We start from the raw sequence: 20158 nt of genomic DNA, 5'->3' as shown, positions 1-20158 counted from the left end.
GGCAGGCGCACGACGACGCGGAGGCCGTGCTCGGAGAGCCTGGGGAGGTCCCCGAGATCAGATGTGGAGACCTCCTGCCTCATGGCTACTTTCCTCCATCGACTGGGCCGCTCGGCCTTCCGGCGGCGCTGGTCTTCGCCGGGTTCATCGGCGTCGGCGAATCCATGATCAAGATGATCGGCTTCGGCCTGGCCATCACGGTTCTGTTCGACGCCTTCGTCGTCCGCATGGCGATCGTGCCCGCGATCCTCGCCCTGCTCGGCGACAAAGCCTGGTACCTGCCCCACTGGCTGGACCGGATGCTGCCCCGCGTCGACGTGGAGGGCGAGGCGCTCACCCGCCACTCCCCCACCGTCCCGGCCGGGAGCCAGCCGACGACCACGGCCACGACCGCGTCGACGACCGACCCGGCCGGCCTCGAGACGGCGCGCGTCTGATCCCCCCAGATCCGCGCCCGAGGGCCGCCCGTAGTGGACACGGGCGGCCCTCGTCCGCCGTTCCGCGGACGCGGGGCCGTGCTCGGCCGAGGCGTCGTCCATCATGGTTCCACTCATCCGACCGGAGTATCCGATGACCCTCAGCCTGGAGCGATACGCGGATCGCCATCCCCGCCTGTCCGACGCGGCGGCAGCCGTCGTGCTGTTCGGCTTCGCCGTCCTCGGTGGCTCGCTCAACATCCCGGAGGTCGAGCCGCCGGACCAGGACGAGCTCGCCGTGCTCCTCGCGGCCGTCTCCTGCATCGCTCTGCTGAGGCATCGCGAGTATCCGCGTACCACCGTCATCGTCACCACGGTCTGTGCCATGGCCTCCAGCTCGCTGGGCTACATGCTCAACCCCCTCCTGATGGCACCGGTCATGTCGGCGCTCTACTGGCTGGCCGCTCTCACCGACCGCAGGACCACACGCTGCTACCTCCTGGTCACCGTCGTGCTCCTGGTGACCAATGCCGTGCTCATCGACCCCGTCGACTACCCGCTGGTCCTCAAGACGCTCGCCCCCACCATCTGGGTGCTGCTGCCGGTAGCCGCCGGCAGCGCGGCCAGGCTGCGGCTCTCCTACATGGAGGCCGTGCAGGCCCGCGCCGACCACGCCGAACGCACCCGCGAGGAGGAGGCACGCCTGCGGGTCGCCGAGGAGCGCATGCGCATCGCCCGCGAGCTGCACGATGTCGTCGCCCACCACCTGGCTCTGGCCAACGCCCAGGCCGGCACCGCGGCACACCTGTCGCGCACCCACCCCGACCGCGTCCAGCAGATCCTCGACGACCTGTCCGGTACGACGTCCTCGGCGCTGCGCGAACTCAAGGCCACCGTCGGCCTGATGCGCCAGGCGAACGACCCCGACGCCCCGCTGGAACCAGCCCCCGGACTCGCGCGGCTCCCCGAGCTGACGGACGCGTGCAGGACCGCCGGTCTCGAGGTCACCGTCACCACGGACGGCACACCGCGGCCTCTGTCACCAGGAGTGGACCTCACCGCGTTCCGTATCGTGCAGGAGGCCCTCACCAACGTCACCAAGCACGCCGCCGCGAAGGCAGCGTACGTACGACTCGCCTACTCCCAAGACCGCTTGACCGTCACGGTCTGTGACGACGGAACCACCACAGCGGCCACCACCCCGTCGCCGGGCCGCGGCTTCGGCCTCATCGGCATGCGCGAGCGGGCCCACTCCATCGGCGGTGACCTCCAGGCCGGCCACCGCCCCCAGGGCGGCTTCGAGGTGACCACCCAACTACCGCTGCACACTGACCCCAAAGAACCGGAAGAACAGATCACATGGCCATCCGCATCCTGCTCGCCGACGACCAAGCCCTCCTCAGAGCCACCTTCCGGATCCTCATAGACTCCTCCGACGACATGGAAGTGGTCGCGGAGGCCACCGACGGCAGCGAGGCGGTCGACCTCACCCGGGTCCACCGCCCCGATGTCGTCCTCATGGACATCCGTATGCCCGGCACCGACGGCCTGGCCGCGACCGCCACCCTGTGCGCCGACCCGGACCTGTCCGCCACCCGCGTTCTCATCCTGACCACCTTCGAGACCGACAAGTACGTCGCCCAGGCCCTCCGTGCCGGCGCGAGCGGCTTCCTCGGCAAGGACGTCACCGCCGATGCGCTCCTCGACGGCATCCGCACCGTGGCCGCGGGCGAGTCCCTCCTCTCGCCCGTCGCCACGCGTACCCTCATCAGCCGCTTCCTCGCCACCCCGGAAGCCGGCAACCACCTGGCGCCGCCCGAACGTCTCGCCGCTCTCACCGCCCGTGAACGCGAGGTGATGGCCCTGGCCGCCGAGGGGAAGTCGAACAGCGAGATCGCCGACGTCCTCGTGCTCAGCCCGCTGACCGTACGCACCCACGTCCAGCGCGCCATGACCAAGCTCGACGTACGCGACCGCGCCCAACTGGTCGTCATCGCCTACCAGTCGGGCCTGGTACGACCGGCACCGCTGCCCCCGCAGTGACGGACCTGCGGTGACGGGGCCCGCCGCGATGCGCTACCCGGAGAACTCCCCTGCCGTGGGCCGGCGTGAGGCCGCCATCGCCCGGTCGACGTCGGTCAGGGGTCGCAGCCGGTAGGTGTAGGAGTAGTCGCGGTTGGCGAAGAGCTTGTACTCGTCGTGCGTGTGCGCGCCCCAGCTGTTGTCGCCGCCCACGCCCATCTGCCGGTGGTTCAGCCGCAGGACGACCGCGTCCCGCGGAGTGAGCTGGAAGTCGTGGCGCGTCCCGACCGACAGGTCCTCCGGGGTGAAGTGGGAGGCGTTGATCTCGAGGAGCGGCTCGCCGGAAACAAGCAGCCCCTCGCCGCTCCGGTCGGTCAGGGCGACCCAGCGGACGTCGGTCTTGTTGCCGTTCTCCTGCGGGCGGATGTAGGAGGTCCACTGTCCGGCGACGGTCCCGGAGTAAAGGCCCACATCGGTGGCGTCGTTGCGGTCCCAGTGGTTCTCCTCGGGGCCTCGCCCGTAGTAGTGCAGGCGGTCCAGGCGGCGCGGCAGGAAGAGCAGCGTGCCGACCTCCGGGATGTACGGCAGGCTCGCCGCGCCCGGATGCAGGGTGTTGTCGACCTTGATCTCGCCGTTGCCGAAGACCGTGTACGTGGTGGTGTACGTGGACTCGACGGTGGTCGGCAGCGTGCCGCTGACCTTGATCTCGACGGCTTTGTCGCGCAGTGCGCGGACGCTCACGTCCGTCACCTTGCGCCGGGCGCCCGCGTCGCGCCACGTCTGGTTGCGGGTGTGCTGACCGTTGCCGTAGTCGTTGTCGGTCGGCGCCCGCCAGAAGTTCGGCGCGGGCCCGGAGGTGATCAGCCGGGTGCCGCCCGCCTCGTACGAGGTGATGACCCCGCTCCTCTTGTCGACGACGACGGAGAAGCCCTTGCCCGTGACGGTCACCGACGCGTCGCCGGCCTTGTGGCGCAGTGCGGGGACACGCTCCAGCGGCACGGGCTTGACGGCCGGGCCGCCTGCGTCGACGGCGAGTTGCCGCTTCGCCACCTCGAAGCCGGCCTTCGCCCACTTCGTGGGCTCCTTGGTGGTGAACGACAGCTGAAGGAAGTACTCCGTGCCCGGCGCGGGATCGTCCGGCAGCCTCACGGGAACGGTGATCTCTTTGCTCGACAGCGGCGGAACGTCCAGTTGGGCACGGCTCAGCTTCCCGCGCTGTACGACCTCACCGTCGGCGACGAGGGCCCAACGGCCGTCGAACTCACGGACGTTGGTGAACAGGTACTCATTGGTGAGGGTGACCCGTCCGGAGGTGACGGTGTCGCCGCCGGAGGCCGGTGCGGCGTTGATGGCCTGGTAGATCTGCTTGACCTCCGCGGCCTTGCCGGTGTGTCCGCGGTCGGCGGTGACGATGCCGTCCGCGACGAAGGCGCCGTCGTTGGGGTGGTCGCCCCAGTCGCCGCCGTACGCGAAGAACGTGCGCTCCTTCGGCCGCTTCTCGGTGACCTTGACGGTGGCCGCGTCGAACCAGAACCGCACCCCGTCGTCGCCGGGGCCGCGCCCGTCGGATGCGATCTCGGCCGCGGACAGGGCACGGGCGTAGACGCGCGCCCGCCGGATCGTGCCGCTGAACTCCCGGGTCGGGTTGTCGGCGTCGGTGGCGAGCGTGAGCGGTGCGGTGTTGCTGCCGGGCCGCCGGGTGGTGGTCCGGGTGGCTTTCACCGCACCGTCGACGTAGAGGGTCAGCGTGCCCGCCTCCGCGTCGAAGACGCCCGCGATGTGGTGCTCCTTGCCGGTCCAGCCGTCCGGCAGCGCCCAGCTCGCGGTGACCCACTGGCCGCCGCCGTGGATGAAGAACTCCAGGTTCTTGTTCGTCTGCTTCAGGGCGTATTGGGTGTCGCCCTTGGCGAGTAAGGGCTGGTGGTAGCCGGTCACATGCGGGGTGACCCAGGCCTCCAGCGTCAGGGAGCCGGTGATGTCGAGGCCGGTGTCGCGGGCGAAGACGGTGCTGCCGGAAACGCCCTTCTCGCGGTCGAAGGTCGCGCTGCCGGCCTGGATCTCACCGCGCAGCGCGCCCGGCCCGGCCTCGGTGAACAGCGCACGCGTGGGGGTCGGTGAGCTCAGGGACTGGTCGACGAAGTCCCAGATCCACCCGCCCTGCAGCACGTCGTGCCGCCGCACGACGTCCCAGTACTTCTTGAAGTTGCCGGTCGAGTTCCCCATGGAGTGGGAGTACTCGATCATGACGTACGGCCGCGTGTCGCCGGTGTCCTTGGCGCGGGCCTCGACCCGCGCGGGGCTCTCGTACATCTCCGAGCGGATGTCGCTGATCCCCGGGCGGTCGTCGCCCTCGTACTGGATGACGCGGGTCGGGTCGTACGACCGGATCCAGTCGTGCATGGCGACGAACGTGCTGCCGCCGCCGGCCTCGTTGCCGAGCGACCAGATGACGACCGAGGCGTGGTTCTTGTCCCGGTGGACCATGTTCTGGGCGCGGGCCACGCAGGCCTTGCTCCAGTCGGCGTGGTCGCCCGGGTACTCGTCGCGGATGCCGTGGGTCTCGAGGTTGGTCTCGTCCACGAGGTACAGGCCGTACTCGTCGGCGAGTTCGTACCACAGCGGGTTGTTGGGGTAGTGCGAGGTGCGGACGCTGTTGATGTTGATCCGCTTGAGGACTTCCATGTCCCGGACCATGTCCGCGCGGGTGAGCGCCGTGCCGCGGTCGGGGTGCATCTCGTGGCGGTTCGTGCCCCGGAAGGACACGGGCTTGCCGTTGATGCGCATCAGCCCGTCCTTGAGCGCGAACTCACGTATTCCGACCCGGTGCGACAGGGTCTCGATCACCTTGCCCGCCGGGTCGCGCAGCCGCAGTACGGCGGTGTAGAGGTACGGATGCTCGGCCGACCAGAGCTTCGGCGCGGGCACGGCTTTGGCGGCCCGTACGGTGACGTCCTCGCCGGCCGGAGCGGAGCCGAGGTCGACGGCCTGGTGCAGCGGACGGGGCCAGACGGCGTGGCCGCGCGCGTCGTAGAGCTGGGTCTCGACGGAGTACTTCCCGCCGCCGTCGCCATGGGCCCCGCCCTTGCCACCGCCGTAGTCGCGCACGTCGGCGGTGACCGACAGCTCGGCGGCCGTGTGGTCGTCGCTGAGCGGGGTGTCCAGTTTGAAGTCGCGCAGATGCACGGCCGGTGTGGAGTACAGGTAGACCGAGCGGAAGATGCCGCTCAGCCGGATCATGTCCTGGTCCTCCAGCCAGTCGCCGTCGGAGTAGCGGTACACCTCCACCGCGATCTGGTTGGTGCCGGGCTTGAGGTGCGGGGTGATGTCGTACTCCGCGGGGACGTAGGAGTCCTCGTGGTAGCCCACCAACTCGCCGTTGATCCACACGTAGTGGGCGGACTTGACGCCTTCGAAGTGCAGGAACGTCCGCCGTCCCGACCAGTTACGAGGAACCGTGAAGGTGCGCCGGTACTGCCCCACGGGGTTGTAACGCGTGGGGGCGGTCGGCGGCTGCGCTTCCTCGCCCAGGCCGTTGGGGCCCCACCACGGGTAGGTGATGTTGATGTAGATCGGGAAGTCGTAGCCGTGCAGCTGCCAGGCCGAGGGGACGGGGATGGTGTCCCAGGAGGAGTCGTCGACGTCGGTGCGGTAGAAGTCGGTGTCCCGGTCGTCGGGGCGGTCGGCGTAGGCGAACTTCCATTTCCCGTCGAGGCTCTGGCGGTACGGCGAGCGCGTACGGTCGCCGGCCAGCGACTGTCTGACGTCCGCGTACGGCATGAGCGTGGTGTGCGGTGGCTCGGTCCCCAGCTGGAAGACGTCGATGTTGCCGTTCCACTCCGGAGATCCGTCCGCCGCCTCGCGCCGGCCGGTCGGGTGCGCCACGGCGGACGACGCGGACAGGGTGAGCGCGCCGAGGACGGCGGCTCCTCCCTCAAGGAGACGACGGCGGCTGACGACCGCCCGCTCGGGGTGGTGGGGCCGATCCGTGGGTGACACGTGGGGGTGCGGGTGCGGCATGACCATGGCCTTCCTCGGTACGACAGTGCGGTGCACGGACTGAGGGAGCGTCAGATCTTGTCGAAGCTGCGGACATACGGAAGTTGGTGTCAGGCCGGAACACAACTGCTGATGCCAAAGACACCTGGTGAGCCAGAGAAACCCTAGAACCCGAACACAATCGGAGCAATGATCCTGTCGGACTTTGTGTGATCCTGGGGAGTGGTGCCCCTCCATGCGCGACCGCGGCCGCAACCGACGTCAAGGAGGATCACGCACCGTGACCCGGTTCGTCGGGGTGCTTTGTGTGGCAGGCCCTCTATCTCCCCCGCGTAGGGCCCGCAGCTCCGGCACGCCCGCCCTGCCACACTGGGCGCATGGCACGCGAGCGGCAGAACGGCAGGGGCGGCAGCGAACTGGGGACCTTCCTCCGGGCACACCGCGCGCAGGTCACCCCCGAGCAGGCCGGACTCCCCGCCGGCATCGGGCTGCGGCGCACTCCTGGGCTACGCCGGGAGGGGCTGGCCACGCTGGCCGGGGTCAGCGTCGACTACTACGTCCGCCTGGAGCGCGGCAAGGAGAACAATCCCAGCCCCTCCGTCGTCGGCGCCCTCGCCAAGGCCCTGCGACTGCACCCGGCCGAGCACGAGCACCTGCGCGACCTCGCCGCCCGGGCCGCGGGCAGCTCTCCTCCGGAGCAGGCCTTTGAGCCGGTCCGGACCGTACGGCCCGGAGTCGAGCTGCTACTGGAGAGCGTGCGCCCCTTCCCGGCGTACGTGATCAGCCGCACCATGGACATCCTCGCCTGCAACCCGGGCGGCCTTCGGCTGTTCGCCGGGCTGGCGGACTGGCCGGCGAGGAAGCGCAACGTGGTGCGCTGGATCTTCCTCCACCCCGCCGCGACCGAGCTGTTCGACGACTGGGACGAGCAGGTCCGTGCCTGCGTCGGCCGCCTGCGCGCCCTCGCCGGCATCGAACCGGACGCCCCCGACCTGGCGGAGCTCGTCGACGAACTACTGAAGAAGAGCCCGGAGTTCACCGAGCTGTGGGAGCGCTACGACGTGCGCCGGCACACCCACGGCAGCAAGACCTTCCACCACCCGGAGGTCGGCGACCTCACCCCCGACTACCAGTCCATGCAACTCGAGGGCACCCAGGGGCAACGGTTCGTGGCGTACTTCGCCGAGCCCGGAACCCCCGAGCACGACAAGCTGGTCCTGCTCGACGTGTCGCGGGCCGAGCAGGCCGAGGCGGCTTCGACCGAAGGCGTGGGTTGATCCCTCGTTCAGCGCCCGAACGTGTCGGTGATCTTCTCCAGCCAGGCCGTCTCCAGGCTGCCGTCACCCCCTCAGCCGATGCGGCTGCCGGCCGCCACTGTGGCGGTCAGCCCGATGCCGCGGTGACGGACGACGATGTCGCAGCGCGGAGCCGAGCCCTGCGGGTGGCCGGAATTCCGTGCCGTTTCCCGGTCCGGTGTCCGGATCCATCCGGAAAAACGGGCAGCGAACGGGCACGCGCAGCACGGCGAGCGGGCGGCGGCCTTCCGCGCGCCCGAGCCATCCTCCGCATCGTCCAGGGTCTCCGCACTCCGGGAAACGGGCACATTCGGTCATGAAGTGCTCTACGACGAACCTGTTCAGCAGGGCGGCCACCATATAGAAATTGCCACAGGAGCCCGAACGGGCAGGGCTCCTGGAAACAGCCGGCGCGGACACAGCGCCCGGAGCCGTGAAACGGAGGTGTCGCCGTGGACGCCGAGGAACGAAGACGCGGAATCCTGGCAACGGCACGCCGTACCGGGTCCGTGGACGTCGGAAAGCTCGCCGCCGACCTCGGGATCTCCAAGGAGACCGTGAGGCGGGATCTGAACGTACTGGAGGAGCACGGGCTGGTCCGGCGTACCCACGGCGGTGCCCATCCCGTGGAGAGCGCGGGCTTCGAGACCACGCTCACCTTCCGTGCCACCATGCACGTCCCCGAGAAGTCACGGATCGCGGCCGCCGCGGCCGAACTGCTCGGCGACGCCGAGACCGTCTACATGGACGAGGGCTACACCCCCCAGCTCATCGCGGCCGCGCTCCCCCGCAGCCGGCCACTGACCGTCGTCACCTCGTCCCTGGCCATCGCAAGCACCCTCGCCGCCTCGGACAACATGACCGTGCTGCTGCTCGGCGGCCGGGTGCGAGGCGGCACCCTTGCCACGGTCGACCACTGGGCCACCCGTATGCTGTCCGGCTTCGTCATCGACCTGGCGTACGTCGGCGCGAACGGCATCTCCCGCGAGTACGGACTCACCACGCCCGATCCCGCGGTCAGTGAGGTCAAGGCCCAGGTCATCAGGGTCGCCAGGCGCCGGGTGTTCTCCGGCGTCCACACGAAATTCGGTGCCGTGAGCTTCTGCCGCTTCGCGGACGTCTCAGAGTTCGAGGCGATCGTCACCGACGCCGGGCTGCCCGCCTCCGAAGCACACCGCTACTCACTGCTGGGCCCCGAGGTCATCCGGGCCTGAGCCGCGGTTCATCTCCCTGTCCCACTCCATATCCCACCCTCGCAAGGCCGGGGGCCTGGTTCCCCACGCCCTCGAAACATCCCCTGGAGTCAGTCATGCGCGCACGAAGAATGACCCATGTCCTCGTCACGGCCACGGCCGCAGGCTCGCTGCTGGTCGCATGCAGCGGGGCGGGCGGTTCCACAAGCTCCGGCGGCGGGGACAAGAGCATCAACGTGCTGATGGTCGGCAATCCGCAGATGGAGGACATCGCGAAGCTGACGAAGAGCACCTTCACGAAGGACACCGGTATCAAGGTGAACTTCACGATCCTTCCCGAGAACGAGCTGCGCGACAAGGTCACCCAGGACATCGCCACCCAGGCCGGCCAGTACGACGTCGCCACCGTCGGTGCGTACGAGGTCCCCGTCTGGCACGAGAACGGCTGGCTGCACGAGCTGGGCTCCTACGCGGACAAGGACTCGGCCTTCGACAAGGGCGACCTGCTGAAGCCGATGGTGCAGTCCCTGTCGGGGGCGGACGGCAAGCTGTACGCACTGCCGTTCTACGGGGAGTCCTCCTTCCTGATGTACAACAAGGACGTCATGAAGGAGAAGGGCATCACTATGCCCGAGCGGCCGACCTGGCAGCAGGTCGCCGACATCGCCGCCAAGGTCGACGGCTCCCGTCCCGGGATGAAGGGCATCTGCCTGCGCGGCCTGCCGGGCTGGGGCGAGCTCGGGGCGCCGCTGACGACAGTGGTCAACACCTTCGGCGGCACCTGGTTCACCAAGGACTGGAAGGCGCAGGTCAACAGCGACAAGTTCAAGCAGGCGACGAACTTCTACGTCGACCTGGTCAGGAAGCACGGTGAGGCGGGTGCCCCGCAGGCCGGGTTCACCGAGTGCCTGAACGCGATGAGCCAGGGCAAGGTCGCGATGTGGTACGACGCGACCAGCGCGGCCGGATCGCTGGAGGACCCCAAGTCCAGCAAGGTCGCCGGCAAGGTCGGCTACGCCTACGCGCCGGTGGTGGAGACCAAGAGCAGCGGCTGGCTGTGGACGTGGGCGTGGGCCATGCCGAAGACCACGAAGAAGGCCGACGCGGCCTCGAAGTTCATGCTGTGGGCCTCCAGCAAGAAGTACGAGAAGCTCGTCGGCGAGAAGCTCGGCTGGGCGCGGGTTCCCTCCGGCAAGCGGGCCAGCACCTACGAGATCCCCGAGTACAAGAAGGCCGCCGCGGCCTTCGGTGACATCACGCTGAACTCCATCCAGGAGGCCGACCCCACCAACCCGGGCGTCCAGCCCAGGCCCACGGTGGGCGTCCAGTTCGTGGCCGTGCCCGAGTTCCAGGACCTCGGGACCAAGGTGACCCAGGAGATCTCCGCGGCCATCGCCGGCCAGACCAGCGTGGACAAGGCGCTGAACGACGGCCAGAAGCTCGCCGAGGAAGTCGCCAAGAAGCACCAGTGACCCGGAAGTGCCCGGCCGGCCTCACCTGCCGGCCGGGCACCCGACCACGACCCGGCTGTCACCCGCCAAGGAAAGCCTCATGACCACGCTCACCGAAACACCCGACAAGCGCAGGACACAGCCGCGGCCCGGCCGTCGGCGGAGGTCCACAGCAGTCAGCAAGTGGCGACGGCGCGTTCCGCTGCTGCCGGCGCTGGTCTTCACCATCGTCGTCACGCAACTGCCCTTCGTGGCAACGCTGGTCATCTCCACCTTCCAGTGGAACATCCTCAAGCCGGGCGACCGGCACTTCACCGGCCTGTCCAACTTCAAGTTCGTCTTCACCGACGAGCGGCTGCGCGCCGCGGTGCTCAACACCGTTGTCCTCACCGCGTCGGTGGTGCTCATCAGCGTGGTCCTCGGCCTGGGTCTGGCCATGCTGCTCGACCGCAAGTTCGTCGGCCGCGGACTGGCGCGCACCCTGCTCATCGCCCCGTTCCTGGTCATGCCGGTCGCGGCGGCGCTGTTGTGGAAGCACGCCATCTACAACCCCGACTACGGACTGCTCAACGGCACCCTCAACGCCGTCTACCAGCTCTTCGGAGCCGACCACGGCCCCACGATCGACTGGATCTCCTCCTACCCCATGCCCGCCGTCGTGATCGCGCTGGTCTGGCAGTGGACCCCGTTCATGATGCTGATCCTCCTGGCCGGCCTGCAGGCCCAGCCCGGCGACGTCCTGGAAGCCGCCCGCGTCGACGGTGCGACGGCCCTGGCCACCTTCCGCTTCATCACCCTGCCCCACCTGCGCCAGTACCTGGAGCTGGGCATCCTGCTCGGCACCATCTACGTCGTACAGACCTTCGACGCCGTCTACACCATCACCCAGGGCGGCCCCGGCAAGCAGACGACCAACCTGCCCTACGAGATCTACCTGACCATGTTCCGCAAGTACGAGTACGGCGAGGCGGCCGCCGCCGGAGTCGTGGTCGTACTCGGCTCGATCGTGATCGCGACCTTCGCGCTGCGCACCATCGCGTCGCTGTTCCGCGAGGAGGTATCCCGATGACCGCGCACGCAGCAGCAGCCGCCCCCGGGACCAGAATCAACAAGCTCATCCGCCGTCACGACAAGCACCAGGACCCCGCCGGTGCGCCGCGGCTGTCGCCGCTGTGGACCTTCGTCGCCTGGCTCGCCACCCTGGCGTTCTTCGCGCCGGTGGCATGGATGGTCCTCACCTCCTTCCACCAGGAGGCCGACGCGGCGACCAACCCGCCGACCCCCTTCGCCCCGTTCACCTTCGACCAGTACTCCCTGCTGTTCAGCCGGGACATCACCCCCTTCCTCCTCAACTCGGCCATGTCCAGCGTCATTTCCACCCTGCTGGTCCTCGCCCTGGCGGTACCGACGGCCTACGCCCTGTCCATCAAGCCGGTCGAGAAGTGGACCGACGTGATGTTCTTCTTCCTGTCCACCAAGTTCCTCCCGGCCATCGCGGCCCTGCTGCCGGTCTACATGATCGTCAAGGACGTCGGGATGCTCGACAACGTGTGGACACTGATCGTCCTGTACACCGCCATGAACCTCCCGATCGCGGTGTGGATGATGCGCTCGTTCCTCGCCGAGGTCCCCAAGGAAATCCTGGAAGCGGCCGAGATGGACGGGGCCAACCTCCTCACCGTGCTGTGGCGGGTCGTCGCACCCATCGCCATGCCCGGACTCGCCGCCACCTCGCTGATCTGCTTCATCTTCAGCTGGAACGAGTTCATGTTCGCCGTCAACCTAACCGCCACACAGGCATCGACCGCGCCCGTCTTCCTCGTCGGCTTCATCACCAACGAGGGCCTCTTCCTCGCCCGACTCTGCGCCGCCGCCACGCTGGTCTCCCTGCCCGTCCTCATCGCCGGTTTCGCCGCCCAGGACAAACTGGTCCGCGGCCTGTCCCTAGGAGCAGTCAAGTGAAAGCCGCCGTCATCGAAGCTCCCGGCAAGGTCACCGTCACCACGGTGCCCGACCCCACTCCCGGACCGCGCGAGGTCGTGGTCGATGTGGCGGCCTGCGGACTGTGCGGGACCGATCTGCACATCCTGCAGGGCGAGTTCGCGCCGACCCTGCCGGTCGTTCCGGGCCATGAGTTCGCCGGGGAGATCGTGGGCCTCGGCAGCGAGGTGACCGAACTCGCGATCGGCGACCGGGTCGCCGTGGACCCCTCGCTGTACTGCAACGAGTGCCGCTACTGCCGGGTCGGACGCAACAACCTCTGCGACCGGTGGGCGGCGATCGGAGTGACCGTGGCCGGTGGCGCCGCCGAGTACGCCGTGGCACCCGTCGCCAACTGCGTACGCCTGCCGGACCACGTGGACGTCCAGGACGCGGCGCTGATCGAGCCGCTGTCCTGCGCCGTGCGCGGCTACGACGTGCTGAGCAGCAGGTTGGGCTCCCATGTTCTGATCTACGGCACCGGCACGATGGGCCTGATGATGCTGGAGCTGGCCAAGCGCACCGGCGCCTCCTCGGTGGATGTCGTCGACGTCAACCCGGAGCGGCTGGCGACGGCTCAGAAGCTGGGCTGTTCACAGGCGGCGCTCTCGGCCGAGGAGTTGGGGCGGGTAGAGGGCTGGGACGTCGTGATCGACGCGACCGGCAACGCCGCCGCCATCCAGGACGGCCTGGACAGGGTCGCCAAGGCCGGAACATTCCTGCAGTTCGGGGTCTCCGACTACGCGACGACGGCCACCATTTCGCCGTACCGCATCTACAACCAGGAGATCACCATCACCGGCTCCATGGCGGTGCTGCACAGCTACGAGCGCGCGGCGGAACTGTTCGCCACCGGGGTACTCGATCCGCAGGTGTTCATCAGCCACCGGCTGCCGCTGACGGAGTACCCGCAGGCACTGGACCAGTTCGCCGCCGGCCAGGGACGGAAGATCGTCGTGCTGCCCTGACCTCCCGACCGCCGGAGCAGGCCGACGATGCCGGCATCGGCCTCGAAGAAGGCTTCAGCCTCGAAGAAGGCCGATGCGGCGCAGCCACGACCCGACCTCGTCGTCGGCGTCCCTGGCCTTTTCGCCGCGCACTGCCAGTCCTTCACCGAAGGTCGCGCCCCCGCAGGACGCGGCATAGTCGCGTTCGGTGGTTCCCAGCCCGCTCATGGCGTGGGTCGTGAACGGGATGACGGTCTTGCCGCTGAAGTCCAGGGCTTCGGTGAAGGTCGTCATGATCATGGGTGCTCTGACGTTCCAGATGGGGCTGCCCAGCAGAACGGTGCCGTAGGCGTCGATCGTGGGCAGCCGGTTGGCGATGGCCGGCCGCGCGTCGGCGTCCTGTTCGCGGACGTTCCGCTGGACGGTGGGTCGGCCACGGGAAGGTCAACAAGACCTACCACCACCCGAAGGTCGGCAACCTCACCCTCAGCAGCCAGGCCATGTCCTTGAACGACACCCCGGGACAGCGGCTCGGCGTCCACGTCGCCGAACCCGGCACTCCCGACCACGACGCCATGCTCCTGCTCGACATGACTTCACCCGAGCATGCCGAGCGCCCGGCCGGCGGCGAGGCAGCGCCGCGTCGGCAGTCATGACCCGCCGCCTCAATGGTCCTGCCCCAGCGAGGCGTTCATCCCTGCCTGGCGAACGCCTCGTACGCCCGCTCGTCGAAGAGGACGAACCTGACCTCCTCGACCGAGGTCTGTGCGGCGCGCACCGTCTCCACCGCGATACGGGCGGCGTCCTCCATGGGCCACCCGTAGATCCCGGCGGAGACGGCGGGAAACGCCACCGTACGAGCGCCGAGCTCGTCCGCGACCCGCAGCGACTCCCGGTAGCAGGAGGCCAGCAGCTCCGAGCGGTCCTGGCTGCGGCTGAAGACGGGTCCGACGGTGTGGATCACCCACTGGGCGTCCAGCTCACCCGCGGTCGTGGCGACGGCCTGCCCCGTGGGCAGACCCTTGCCGTAGTGCGACGCGCGGAGTTTGCGGCAGTCGTCGAGGATGGCGGGGCCGCCGCGCCGGTGGATGGCGCCGTCGACACCGCCACCGCCGAGCAGCGAGGAGTTCGCGGCGTTGACGATGGCGTCGACGCTCTGCCGGGTGATGTCGCCCTGGACGAGTTCGATGGCGGTCATGACGCCTCAGCCTCCTCCCTCACGACTGCCTCAGCCTTCGCCATACGGCCTTGGCCGCGTTGTGCCCCGACATCCCGTGCACACCCGGCCCCGGCGGGGTGGCCGAGGAGCAGATGAACACCGCCGGATGGGGGGTGCTGTACGGGGACAGGGACAGCTTGGGCCGCAGCATCAGCTGCAGTCCGGAGGCCGCGCCGCAGGCGATGTCGCCGCCCACATAGTTGGCGTTGTGGGCCGCGATCTCGGGCGGGCCCGCCGTGGCGCGGGCCAGCACACGGTCCCGGAAGCCCGGCGCGAACCGCTCCAGCTGCCGCTCGATCGCGTCGGTGAGGTCTCCCGTCCAGCCGTTCGGCACATGGCCGTAGGCCCAGAAGACCTGCTTCCCGTCCGGCGCCCGGGACGGGTCGACGACGCTGGGCTGCACGGTGATCAGGAACGGTACGTCGGGCGCCCGGCCTTCCCGCGACGCCGCCTGCAGGGCGGCACTGATCTCGGCCCTACTCGCCCCGACCTGCACCGTCCCGGCGCGGCGCGCCTCCTTCGCCGTCCAGGGCACCGGTCCGTCCAGCGCGTAGTCGACCTTGAAGACGCTCGCCCCGTACCGGTACCCCTCGTAGTACCGCCCGAGGCCGGCGATCCGGCTGAGCGCCGCGGGCGAGGTGTCGAAGACGTACGCGCGCGCGGGCGGCAGGTCGTCGAGGCGTTTGACCTCGTAGTCGGTGTGCACGGCGCCGCCGAGGTCCTTGAGATACGCGGTGAGCGCGTCGGAGATCGACTGGGAGCCGCCGCGTGCCACGGGCCAGCCGCGGGCGTGCGCGGCCAGCGTGAAGACGAGGCCGACGGCGCTCGTGGCGAAGCCGCCCAGCGGGGCGATGACGTGCGCGACCAGCCCGGCGAACAGTGCCTTGGCGCGCTCGTCATGGAAGCGGCGGGTCAGCCACGTCGAGGGCGGCAGGCCGACGAGGCCGAAGCGGGCGAGGGTGACCGGGTCGCGGGGCAGCGCGGTGAGCGGCAAGGACATGAAGTCCCGCGCGAGCGTGTCCCACCTGTGGAGGAACGGCTCGACCAGTCTGCGGTACGTCCCGGCGTCGCGCGGTCCGAAGGACGCGGCGGTCTCGGCCACGGACCGCGCCAGCACGGCCGCCGTGCCGTCCGGGAAGGGGTGCGCCATGGGCAGGTCGGGGTGCAGCCACTCCAGGCCGTATCGCCCCAGCGGCATCGCGTTGAACGCCGGCGAGTTGACGCCGAGCGCGTGCGCGGCGGAACAGGGGTCGTGCCGGAATCCTGGCAGCGTCAGCTCTTGCGTGCGGGCACCTCCGCCGACCGTGTCGCGCGCCTCGAAGACGGCCACACTGAAGCCCCGGCGGGCCAGCTCCACGGCAGCGGTCAGTCCGTTCGGCCCCGCACCCACCACGACCGCATCGAGCATCGACGGCACCTTCGGACTCCTTTGTCAGCCGATGGCCACTCGGGATCAGGATATGCCGCGCCACCGACGACCCCGCAGCGCGGGTGCCCGGCTCCGCAGGGCGGGTGTCAGACCCCGCGCGCCAGCAACCTGGCCACCCGGCGGGCCGTGGCGGCGTCGCGGGCCGCGGTGAACGGCAGCGCGTTGCCACCGGTTATCCGGAACGGTTCGTTCGTGCGGGTCAGATGGGCGCCGCCCGCCTCCTCGACCAGGAGCAGGCCCGCGGCGTGATCCCAAGCGGCTTCCCAGGAAAAGCCCGTGGCGTCCAACTCGCCGCGTGCGACGGCCAGATACTCCAGCCCGGCCGAGCCGCAGGGGCGCGTCCGCACGCCCTCCACGCGCAGACCGAGCAGCGCGCGCTTCTGGTCGTCGGTCGTGTAGTCCGGGTGGGACGTGGCCACTTCGAGGGGGCGGTCGGGGTCGGGGGAACCGGAGCGCAGCCGCACTCCTTCAAGATGGGCGCCCCCGCCGCGTACCGCCGTGGCGAACAGGTCGAGCGCCGGAGCGTACGTCCAGGAGGCGAACACCTCGCCGCCCAGCGCGAGCGCGACCAGCGTGCAGAAGCGCGAAGTTCCGTGCACGAACTGACGTGTCCCGTCGACCGGGTCGACGATCCACACCGGCGCCTCGCCCCGAATCGCCTCGTACGACGCCGGGTTGGCGTGCACCGCCTCCTCGCCGACCACGACCGAGCCGGGCAGCAGGGCGGTCAGGGCGGTCGTGAGGTACACCTCGGCCTTGCGGTCGGCGTCCGTCACGAGGTCGTGCGGGCCGGTCTTCTCGTCGACCTCGTGCGCCTCGAGCTGCCGATAACGCGGCATGATCTCCGCGGCGGCCGCCTCGCGGACCACTGCTTCGACATCGGACGCCCTGCGGGCGAGAAACTCTTCGATCATGTCTCCATGACAACACGGGGCACCGACAATCCCTACCCGGGCACCGTGCTGCGGACCACGCCCGCAGCGGGCGGGCCTCCAGGCACGCAGCCGGGCAGGCTCAGCGCCCCACCGCGTACCCCTGCATGCCCCGGGGATTCGCCGCCGCCGACAGCACCCCCGTCTCCGGGTCCCGCGCGACCGCGCACAGCCGCCCCTCGGACCAGGCCCCGCCGACCAGGACGTCGTGGCCCCGGCGGCGCAGCTCCTCGACGACGGCCGGGTCCGTCCGGGACTCGACGGTGACGCTGCCGGGGCGCATGCCGCGCGGGTAGAAGGAGCCTGGGAAGCTGTCGTTGTGCCAGTTCGGGGCGTCGATCGCGCCCTGGAGATCGAGTCCGCCCCGTACCTCGGCGCGCAGGGCGACGGCCAGGAAGAAGTGCAGTTGCCACTGGTCCTGCTGGTCGCCGCCAGGCGTGCCGAAGGCCATGACCGGCACTCCGTTCCGCAGCGCGAGCGAGGGCGTGAGCGTCGTACGCGGGCGGCGTCCGGGCGTGAGGGAATTGGGCAGCCCCTCCTCCAGCCAGGCCATCTGGAGCCGGGTGCCGAGTGGGAATCCCAGCTCCGGCACGACCGGGTTGGACTGCAGCCAGCCGCCGCTGGGTGTGGCCGCGATCATGTTGCCCCAGCGGTCGACGATGTCGAGGTGGCAGGTGTCCCCTCGCGTGCCGCCGTCCGCCGAGACGTCCGGCTCGCCGGGCACCGGGGACAACGGACTCTTGGCCACGGTCGGCTCGCCCGCGCCCGCGCCCGCCACGGTCGGCTCCCCGGCCCCCGCCACCCCGAGCGGATCGAACCTCGCCTCCCCGGCGGCCGCCACGCGCGCGTGCCCGCTCAGCCGCGGGGTACGGCCCCCGGGGCTCCCGGGCCGCAGCTCGTAGGAGGCCTTCTCGCCGATGAGGGCTCGCCGCCCGGCGTTGTACTCCTCCGAGAGCAGATCCCCCAGCGGTACGTCGGCCGCGTCGCCGTACCACGCCTCCCGGTCGGCCATCGCGAGCTTGCAGCCCTCGACGAGCAGGTGGACGTACGCGGCGGAGCCGTACCGCGGCAGTTCCGGCGGCAGCAGGGCCAGCTGCTGGAGAAGGACCGGGCCCTGGCTCCAGGGGCCCGCCTTGCACAGCGTCCAGCCCTGCCAGTCGTAGGTCGCGGGAGCCTCGTAGGACGCGGACCAGGAGGCCAGGTCGGCTGCCGTCAGGGTGCCCGCGTGGCGTTCGCCGCTGGTGTCCATGGCCGGCCGCCGTGCCTGACCCACCAGGGCCTCGGCGATGAAGCCCGTGCGCCAGATCCGCCGCGCGGCCTCGATCTGCGCGACGCGGTCGCCGCCCGCCCTGGAGGCCTCGCGGATCAGCCGCTGCCAGGTCGCGGCGAGCGCCGGGTTCCGCAGCGGCTCGCCCGGCCGCGGGGACCGCCCGCCCGGCAGATACACCTCGGCCGAGGAGGTCCACTCGGTCTCGAAGAGCGCCCGTACGGTCTCGACGGTCTCGCCGACGCGCTCGACGGGCGCGTGCCCGTCCTCCGCGTACCCGATGGCGTACTTCAGGACGTCCGCCAGGGACTTCGTGCCGTGGTCCCGCAGGAGCAGCATCCACGCGTCGAAGGCGCCGGGCACGGCGGCGGCGAGCGGCCCGGTGCCGGGTACGAGATCCAGACCGAGTCCCCTGTAGTGGGCGACCGTCGCCCCGGCCGGTGCGACGCCCTGCCCGCACAGCACCCGTACCTCGCCGCCCGCCGGGGCGAGGATGATCGGCACCTCGCCCGCCGGGCCGTTGAGGTGCGGCTCGACGACGTGCAGCACGAAGCCCGCGGCGACGGCGGCGTCGTAGGCGTTGCCGCCGTCCTCCAGCACGGCCATCGCCGACTGCGAGGCGAGCCAGTGTGTGGAGGACACCATTCCGAAGGTGCCCTGGAGCGTGGGTCGGGTCGTGAACATGCCGCGTGCCACCTCGCCTGTACCTCGTGGTACCTCGCCGTACGGAGCGATCAACCTCGGTATCGACTATGGCACTCGGGGTTACGGCGAGAGGCGGCCGGACCCCGCGAACGGGACGTTGCGCAGATAGAACTGCGCGAGGTCGTCCCACAGGAGGCGCTCGGCGGCGGGATCGTCCGGCACGTCGAGTTCGAGGTGGCGCAGCAGTGCGCGCCGGTGCAGGTCGAAGACGACCCGTACCTCCTGGCCGTAGGCGGTCGCTGCCTGGAGTGACGCCCGGTGGGCGGCCCAGGCCACCGGCCAGGCCAGCAGGGTGAGCGCCGCGAGCGTGGCGTGCCCGCCACGGAGCAGCAGCACCACTGGCCAGACCGTGCCGAAGGCGGCGGACAGGCCCAGCAGGCTGATCGCGCCGTCGAGTGCGGTCCGGGCGGACGTGACGCGGTCGGTCGCCTCCGGCGGGAGCAGCGGGCGCAGCCGGGACCAGATGACCACCGCGTCGATGCCGTAGCGCTCCAGGGGGTAGTACTCGGCCGCGCGCAGCCGGTTGCCGAGCGCCGTGGGCAGACAGCCCTGCTCCAGCCGCGGCGGTGGTGGATAGGCCATGAGCAGCTGGGCGGCCAGCGTCGAGCCGCCGGTCCGCTCCCCCGCGTCGTGCAGCTCCCTGACCCGGTCCCAGCCCGCGCGGGCCCTGCTCCGCTGCCGCTCGGCACGCCGGCGCGCCAGGCCACGCAGCAGCGCCGTCTGGGGCCAGTAGCCCTCCAGGAGACGCAACAGGGGCAGATGGAAGAGCGCGAGGACGTAGGCCGCCGCGATCAGGCCCAGCAGGATCCACAGGGCCGCCATGAGCTGCCCGGAGGCGCTGTACTGCTGCCAGGCCCGCAGCGCGTCACCCGGGGTGTGGTCGGTCGCCGCGAGCGCGGCGAGCCCCGAGGATCCGGCGGCGAGGAGGACCGGAAGCAGGACGGCGATCAGGAACCGGGAGCCCAGGATCCGTTCGGCGCTGCCGAGGCCGACTTCGAGGAGAGTGTTCACCGCACCTTCCGGACCATCAGGTCACCTCTGCTGCAGCGCGGCGGGGACAGGGGATCGTAGTAGTCGACGACCAGTTCCTCCGCGTGTTCGGCGCACGCGAAGAGCAGGGCGGTCAGCGGGAACCCGGGCAGGCCGTCGTCCCCGTAGGCGCCGCTGTTGCCGGGAACGGGCATGTGGTTGTCCCGTGTGACGATGTCGTCATCTTCGGGGCGCCTGGGTTCCACGGGTTTGATCGGCTTCATGGGCTCGGTGTCATCGCCCATCGATGTCTCCTCTCCTCAAGTTCCCTCAAGGG

The 20158-nt window shown here is 70.2% G+C and carries 16 protein-coding genes and 2 pseudogenes; 10 read left to right on the top strand and 8 right to left on the bottom strand.

Annotation, left to right across the window (positions count from 1 at the left end):
- Window positions 1-131 precede the first annotated feature (131 nt).
- From FGD71_RS33700 to FGD71_RS33690, 3 genes and pseudogenes are all read left to right on the top strand, one after another.
- A pseudogene (locus FGD71_RS33700) lies at window positions 132-437 on the top strand (MMPL family transporter); the annotation flags it as partial.
- Window positions 438-570: 133 nt separating this feature from the next.
- Window positions 571-1842: a sensor histidine kinase gene (locus FGD71_RS33695; RefSeq protein ID WP_119104371.1), complete on the top strand. Its 1272-nt coding sequence runs from the start codon at window positions 571-573 to the stop codon at window positions 1840-1842.
- The gene (locus FGD71_RS33690; RefSeq protein ID WP_119104370.1) at window positions 1776-2459 is read left to right on the top strand and encodes a response regulator transcription factor; all 684 of its coding nucleotides are present in this window, start codon (window positions 1776-1778) and stop codon (window positions 2457-2459) included. The genes FGD71_RS33695 and FGD71_RS33690 overlap by 67 nt, the downstream gene beginning before the upstream one ends.
- Window positions 2460-2492: 33 nt before the next feature.
- On the opposite strand, the gene FGD71_RS33685 is transcribed toward FGD71_RS33690, so the two are convergent.
- Window positions 2493-6455 carry a glycoside hydrolase family 2 TIM barrel-domain containing protein gene (locus FGD71_RS33685; protein ID WP_240436890.1) on the bottom strand — a complete coding sequence of 1321 codons (3963 nt, stop codon included), beginning with the start codon at window positions 6453-6455 and terminating at the stop codon, window positions 2493-2495.
- Window positions 6456-6811: 356 nt separating this feature from the next.
- Here FGD71_RS33685 and FGD71_RS33680 point away from each other — a divergent pair, with 356 nt between their 5' ends.
- The 6 genes from FGD71_RS33680 (at window position 6812) to FGD71_RS33655 (ending at window position 13321) form a co-directional block, all read left to right on the top strand.
- The gene (locus FGD71_RS33680; RefSeq protein ID WP_119104368.1) at window positions 6812-7711 is read left to right on the top strand and encodes a helix-turn-helix transcriptional regulator; all 900 of its coding nucleotides are present in this window, start codon (window positions 6812-6814) and stop codon (window positions 7709-7711) included.
- A 470-nt stretch (window positions 7712-8181) separates the two neighbouring features.
- Complete coding sequence (locus tag FGD71_RS33675) at window positions 8182-8943, top strand: DeoR/GlpR family DNA-binding transcription regulator (RefSeq protein WP_119104367.1); 762 nt, start codon at window positions 8182-8184, stop codon at window positions 8941-8943.
- A 95-nt stretch (window positions 8944-9038) separates the two neighbouring features.
- On the top strand, window positions 9039-10394 hold the full coding sequence (locus tag FGD71_RS33670; protein ID WP_119104366.1) for an ABC transporter substrate-binding protein: 1356 nt from the start codon (window positions 9039-9041) through the stop codon (window positions 10392-10394).
- Window positions 10395-10473: 79 nt separating this feature from the next.
- Window positions 10474-11442: a carbohydrate ABC transporter permease gene (locus tag FGD71_RS33665; protein WP_119104365.1), complete on the top strand. Its 969-nt coding sequence runs from the start codon at window positions 10474-10476 to the stop codon at window positions 11440-11442.
- The gene (locus tag FGD71_RS33660; RefSeq protein ID WP_119104364.1) at window positions 11439-12335 is read left to right on the top strand and encodes a carbohydrate ABC transporter permease; all 897 of its coding nucleotides are present in this window, start codon (window positions 11439-11441) and stop codon (window positions 12333-12335) included. Before FGD71_RS33665 ends, FGD71_RS33660 begins: the two co-directional genes overlap by 4 nt.
- Window positions 12332-13321 (top strand): zinc-dependent alcohol dehydrogenase family protein, encoded by a 990-nt coding sequence (locus FGD71_RS33655; protein ID WP_119104363.1) that lies wholly within the window; start codon window positions 12332-12334, stop codon window positions 13319-13321. Before FGD71_RS33660 ends, FGD71_RS33655 begins: the two co-directional genes overlap by 4 nt.
- 54 nt (window positions 13322-13375) lie before the next feature.
- On the opposite strand, the gene FGD71_RS33650 is transcribed toward FGD71_RS33655, so the two are convergent.
- On the bottom strand, window positions 13376-13657 hold the full coding sequence (locus FGD71_RS33650) for a flavodoxin (RefSeq protein WP_240436893.1): 282 nt from the start codon (window positions 13655-13657) through the stop codon (window positions 13376-13378).
- A gap of 95 nt (window positions 13658-13752) precedes the next feature.
- Between FGD71_RS33650 and FGD71_RS33645 the strand changes: the two are divergent.
- A pseudogene (locus FGD71_RS33645) lies at window positions 13753-13956 on the top strand (MmyB family transcriptional regulator); the annotation flags it as partial.
- A 35-nt stretch (window positions 13957-13991) separates the two neighbouring features.
- On the opposite strand, the gene FGD71_RS33640 reads toward FGD71_RS33645, so the two are convergent.
- From FGD71_RS33640 to FGD71_RS33615, 6 genes are all read right to left on the bottom strand, one after another.
- Window positions 13992-14498: an O-acetyl-ADP-ribose deacetylase gene (locus FGD71_RS33640; protein ID WP_119104361.1), complete on the bottom strand. Its 507-nt coding sequence runs from the start codon at window positions 14496-14498 to the stop codon at window positions 13992-13994.
- Between the two features lie 19 nt (window positions 14499-14517).
- Window positions 14518-15927: a phytoene desaturase family protein gene (locus FGD71_RS33635; RefSeq protein WP_119104397.1), complete on the bottom strand. Its 1410-nt coding sequence runs from the start codon at window positions 15925-15927 to the stop codon at window positions 14518-14520.
- Window positions 15928-16034: 107 nt separating this feature from the next.
- Window positions 16035-16862, bottom strand: coding sequence for an inositol monophosphatase family protein (locus FGD71_RS33630; protein ID WP_119104360.1), 828 nt, complete (start codon window positions 16860-16862; stop codon window positions 16035-16037).
- A gap of 100 nt (window positions 16863-16962) precedes the next feature.
- Window positions 16963-18831, bottom strand: coding sequence for a gamma-glutamyltransferase family protein (locus tag FGD71_RS33625; protein WP_119104359.1), 1869 nt, complete (start codon window positions 18829-18831; stop codon window positions 16963-16965).
- Window positions 18832-18912: 81 nt separating this feature from the next.
- Window positions 18913-19863 (bottom strand): hypothetical protein, encoded by a 951-nt coding sequence (locus FGD71_RS33620; RefSeq protein WP_119104358.1) that lies wholly within the window; start codon window positions 19861-19863, stop codon window positions 18913-18915.
- Window positions 19860-20126: a hypothetical protein gene (locus tag FGD71_RS33615; protein WP_119104357.1), complete on the bottom strand. Its 267-nt coding sequence runs from the start codon at window positions 20124-20126 to the stop codon at window positions 19860-19862. Before FGD71_RS33615 ends, FGD71_RS33620 begins: the two co-directional genes overlap by 4 nt.
- Window positions 20127-20158: the final 32 nt, after the last annotated feature.

Source organism: Streptomyces sporangiiformans, assembly GCF_005768555.2.
Lineage (GTDB): Bacteria > Actinomycetota > Actinomycetes > Streptomycetales > Streptomycetaceae > Streptomyces > Streptomyces sporangiiformans.
The sequence above is the reverse complement of the archived record's forward strand: the minus strand, read 5'-3'. Positions and strand labels throughout refer to the sequence as shown.

What these genes read in the sequence shown, in the direction of transcription:
- FGD71_RS33695 (WP_119104371.1), top strand. Translation starts at nt 571, where the DNA reads ATGACCCTCAGCCTGGAGCGATACGCGGATCGCCATCCCCGCCTGTCC.
- FGD71_RS33690 (WP_119104370.1), top strand. Translation starts at nt 1,776, where the DNA reads ATGGCCATCCGCATCCTGCTCGCCGACGACCAAGCCCTCCTCAGAGCC.
- FGD71_RS33685 (WP_240436890.1), bottom strand. Translation starts at nt 6,455, where the DNA reads ATGCCGCACCCGCACCCCCACGTGTCACCCACGGATCGGCCCCACCAC.
- FGD71_RS33680 (WP_119104368.1), top strand. Translation starts at nt 6,812, where the DNA reads ATGGCACGCGAGCGGCAGAACGGCAGGGGCGGCAGCGAACTGGGGACC.
- FGD71_RS33670 (WP_119104366.1), top strand. Translation starts at nt 9,039, where the DNA reads ATGCGCGCACGAAGAATGACCCATGTCCTCGTCACGGCCACGGCCGCA.
- FGD71_RS33665 (WP_119104365.1), top strand. Translation starts at nt 10,474, where the DNA reads ATGACCACGCTCACCGAAACACCCGACAAGCGCAGGACACAGCCGCGG.
- FGD71_RS33660 (WP_119104364.1), top strand. Translation starts at nt 11,439, where the DNA reads ATGACCGCGCACGCAGCAGCAGCCGCCCCCGGGACCAGAATCAACAAG.
- FGD71_RS33640 (WP_119104361.1), bottom strand. Translation starts at nt 14,498, where the DNA reads ATGACCGCCATCGAACTCGTCCAGGGCGACATCACCCGGCAGAGCGTC.
- FGD71_RS33635 (WP_119104397.1), bottom strand. Translation starts at nt 15,927, where the DNA reads ATGCTCGATGCGGTCGTGGTGGGTGCGGGGCCGAACGGACTGACCGCT.
- FGD71_RS33630 (WP_119104360.1), bottom strand. Translation starts at nt 16,862, where the DNA reads ATGATCGAAGAGTTTCTCGCCCGCAGGGCGTCCGATGTCGAAGCAGTG.
- FGD71_RS33625 (WP_119104359.1), bottom strand. Translation starts at nt 18,831, where the DNA reads ATGTTCACGACCCGACCCACGCTCCAGGGCACCTTCGGAATGGTGTCC.
- FGD71_RS33615 (WP_119104357.1), bottom strand. Translation starts at nt 20,126, where the DNA reads ATGGGCGATGACACCGAGCCCATGAAGCCGATCAAACCCGTGGAACCC.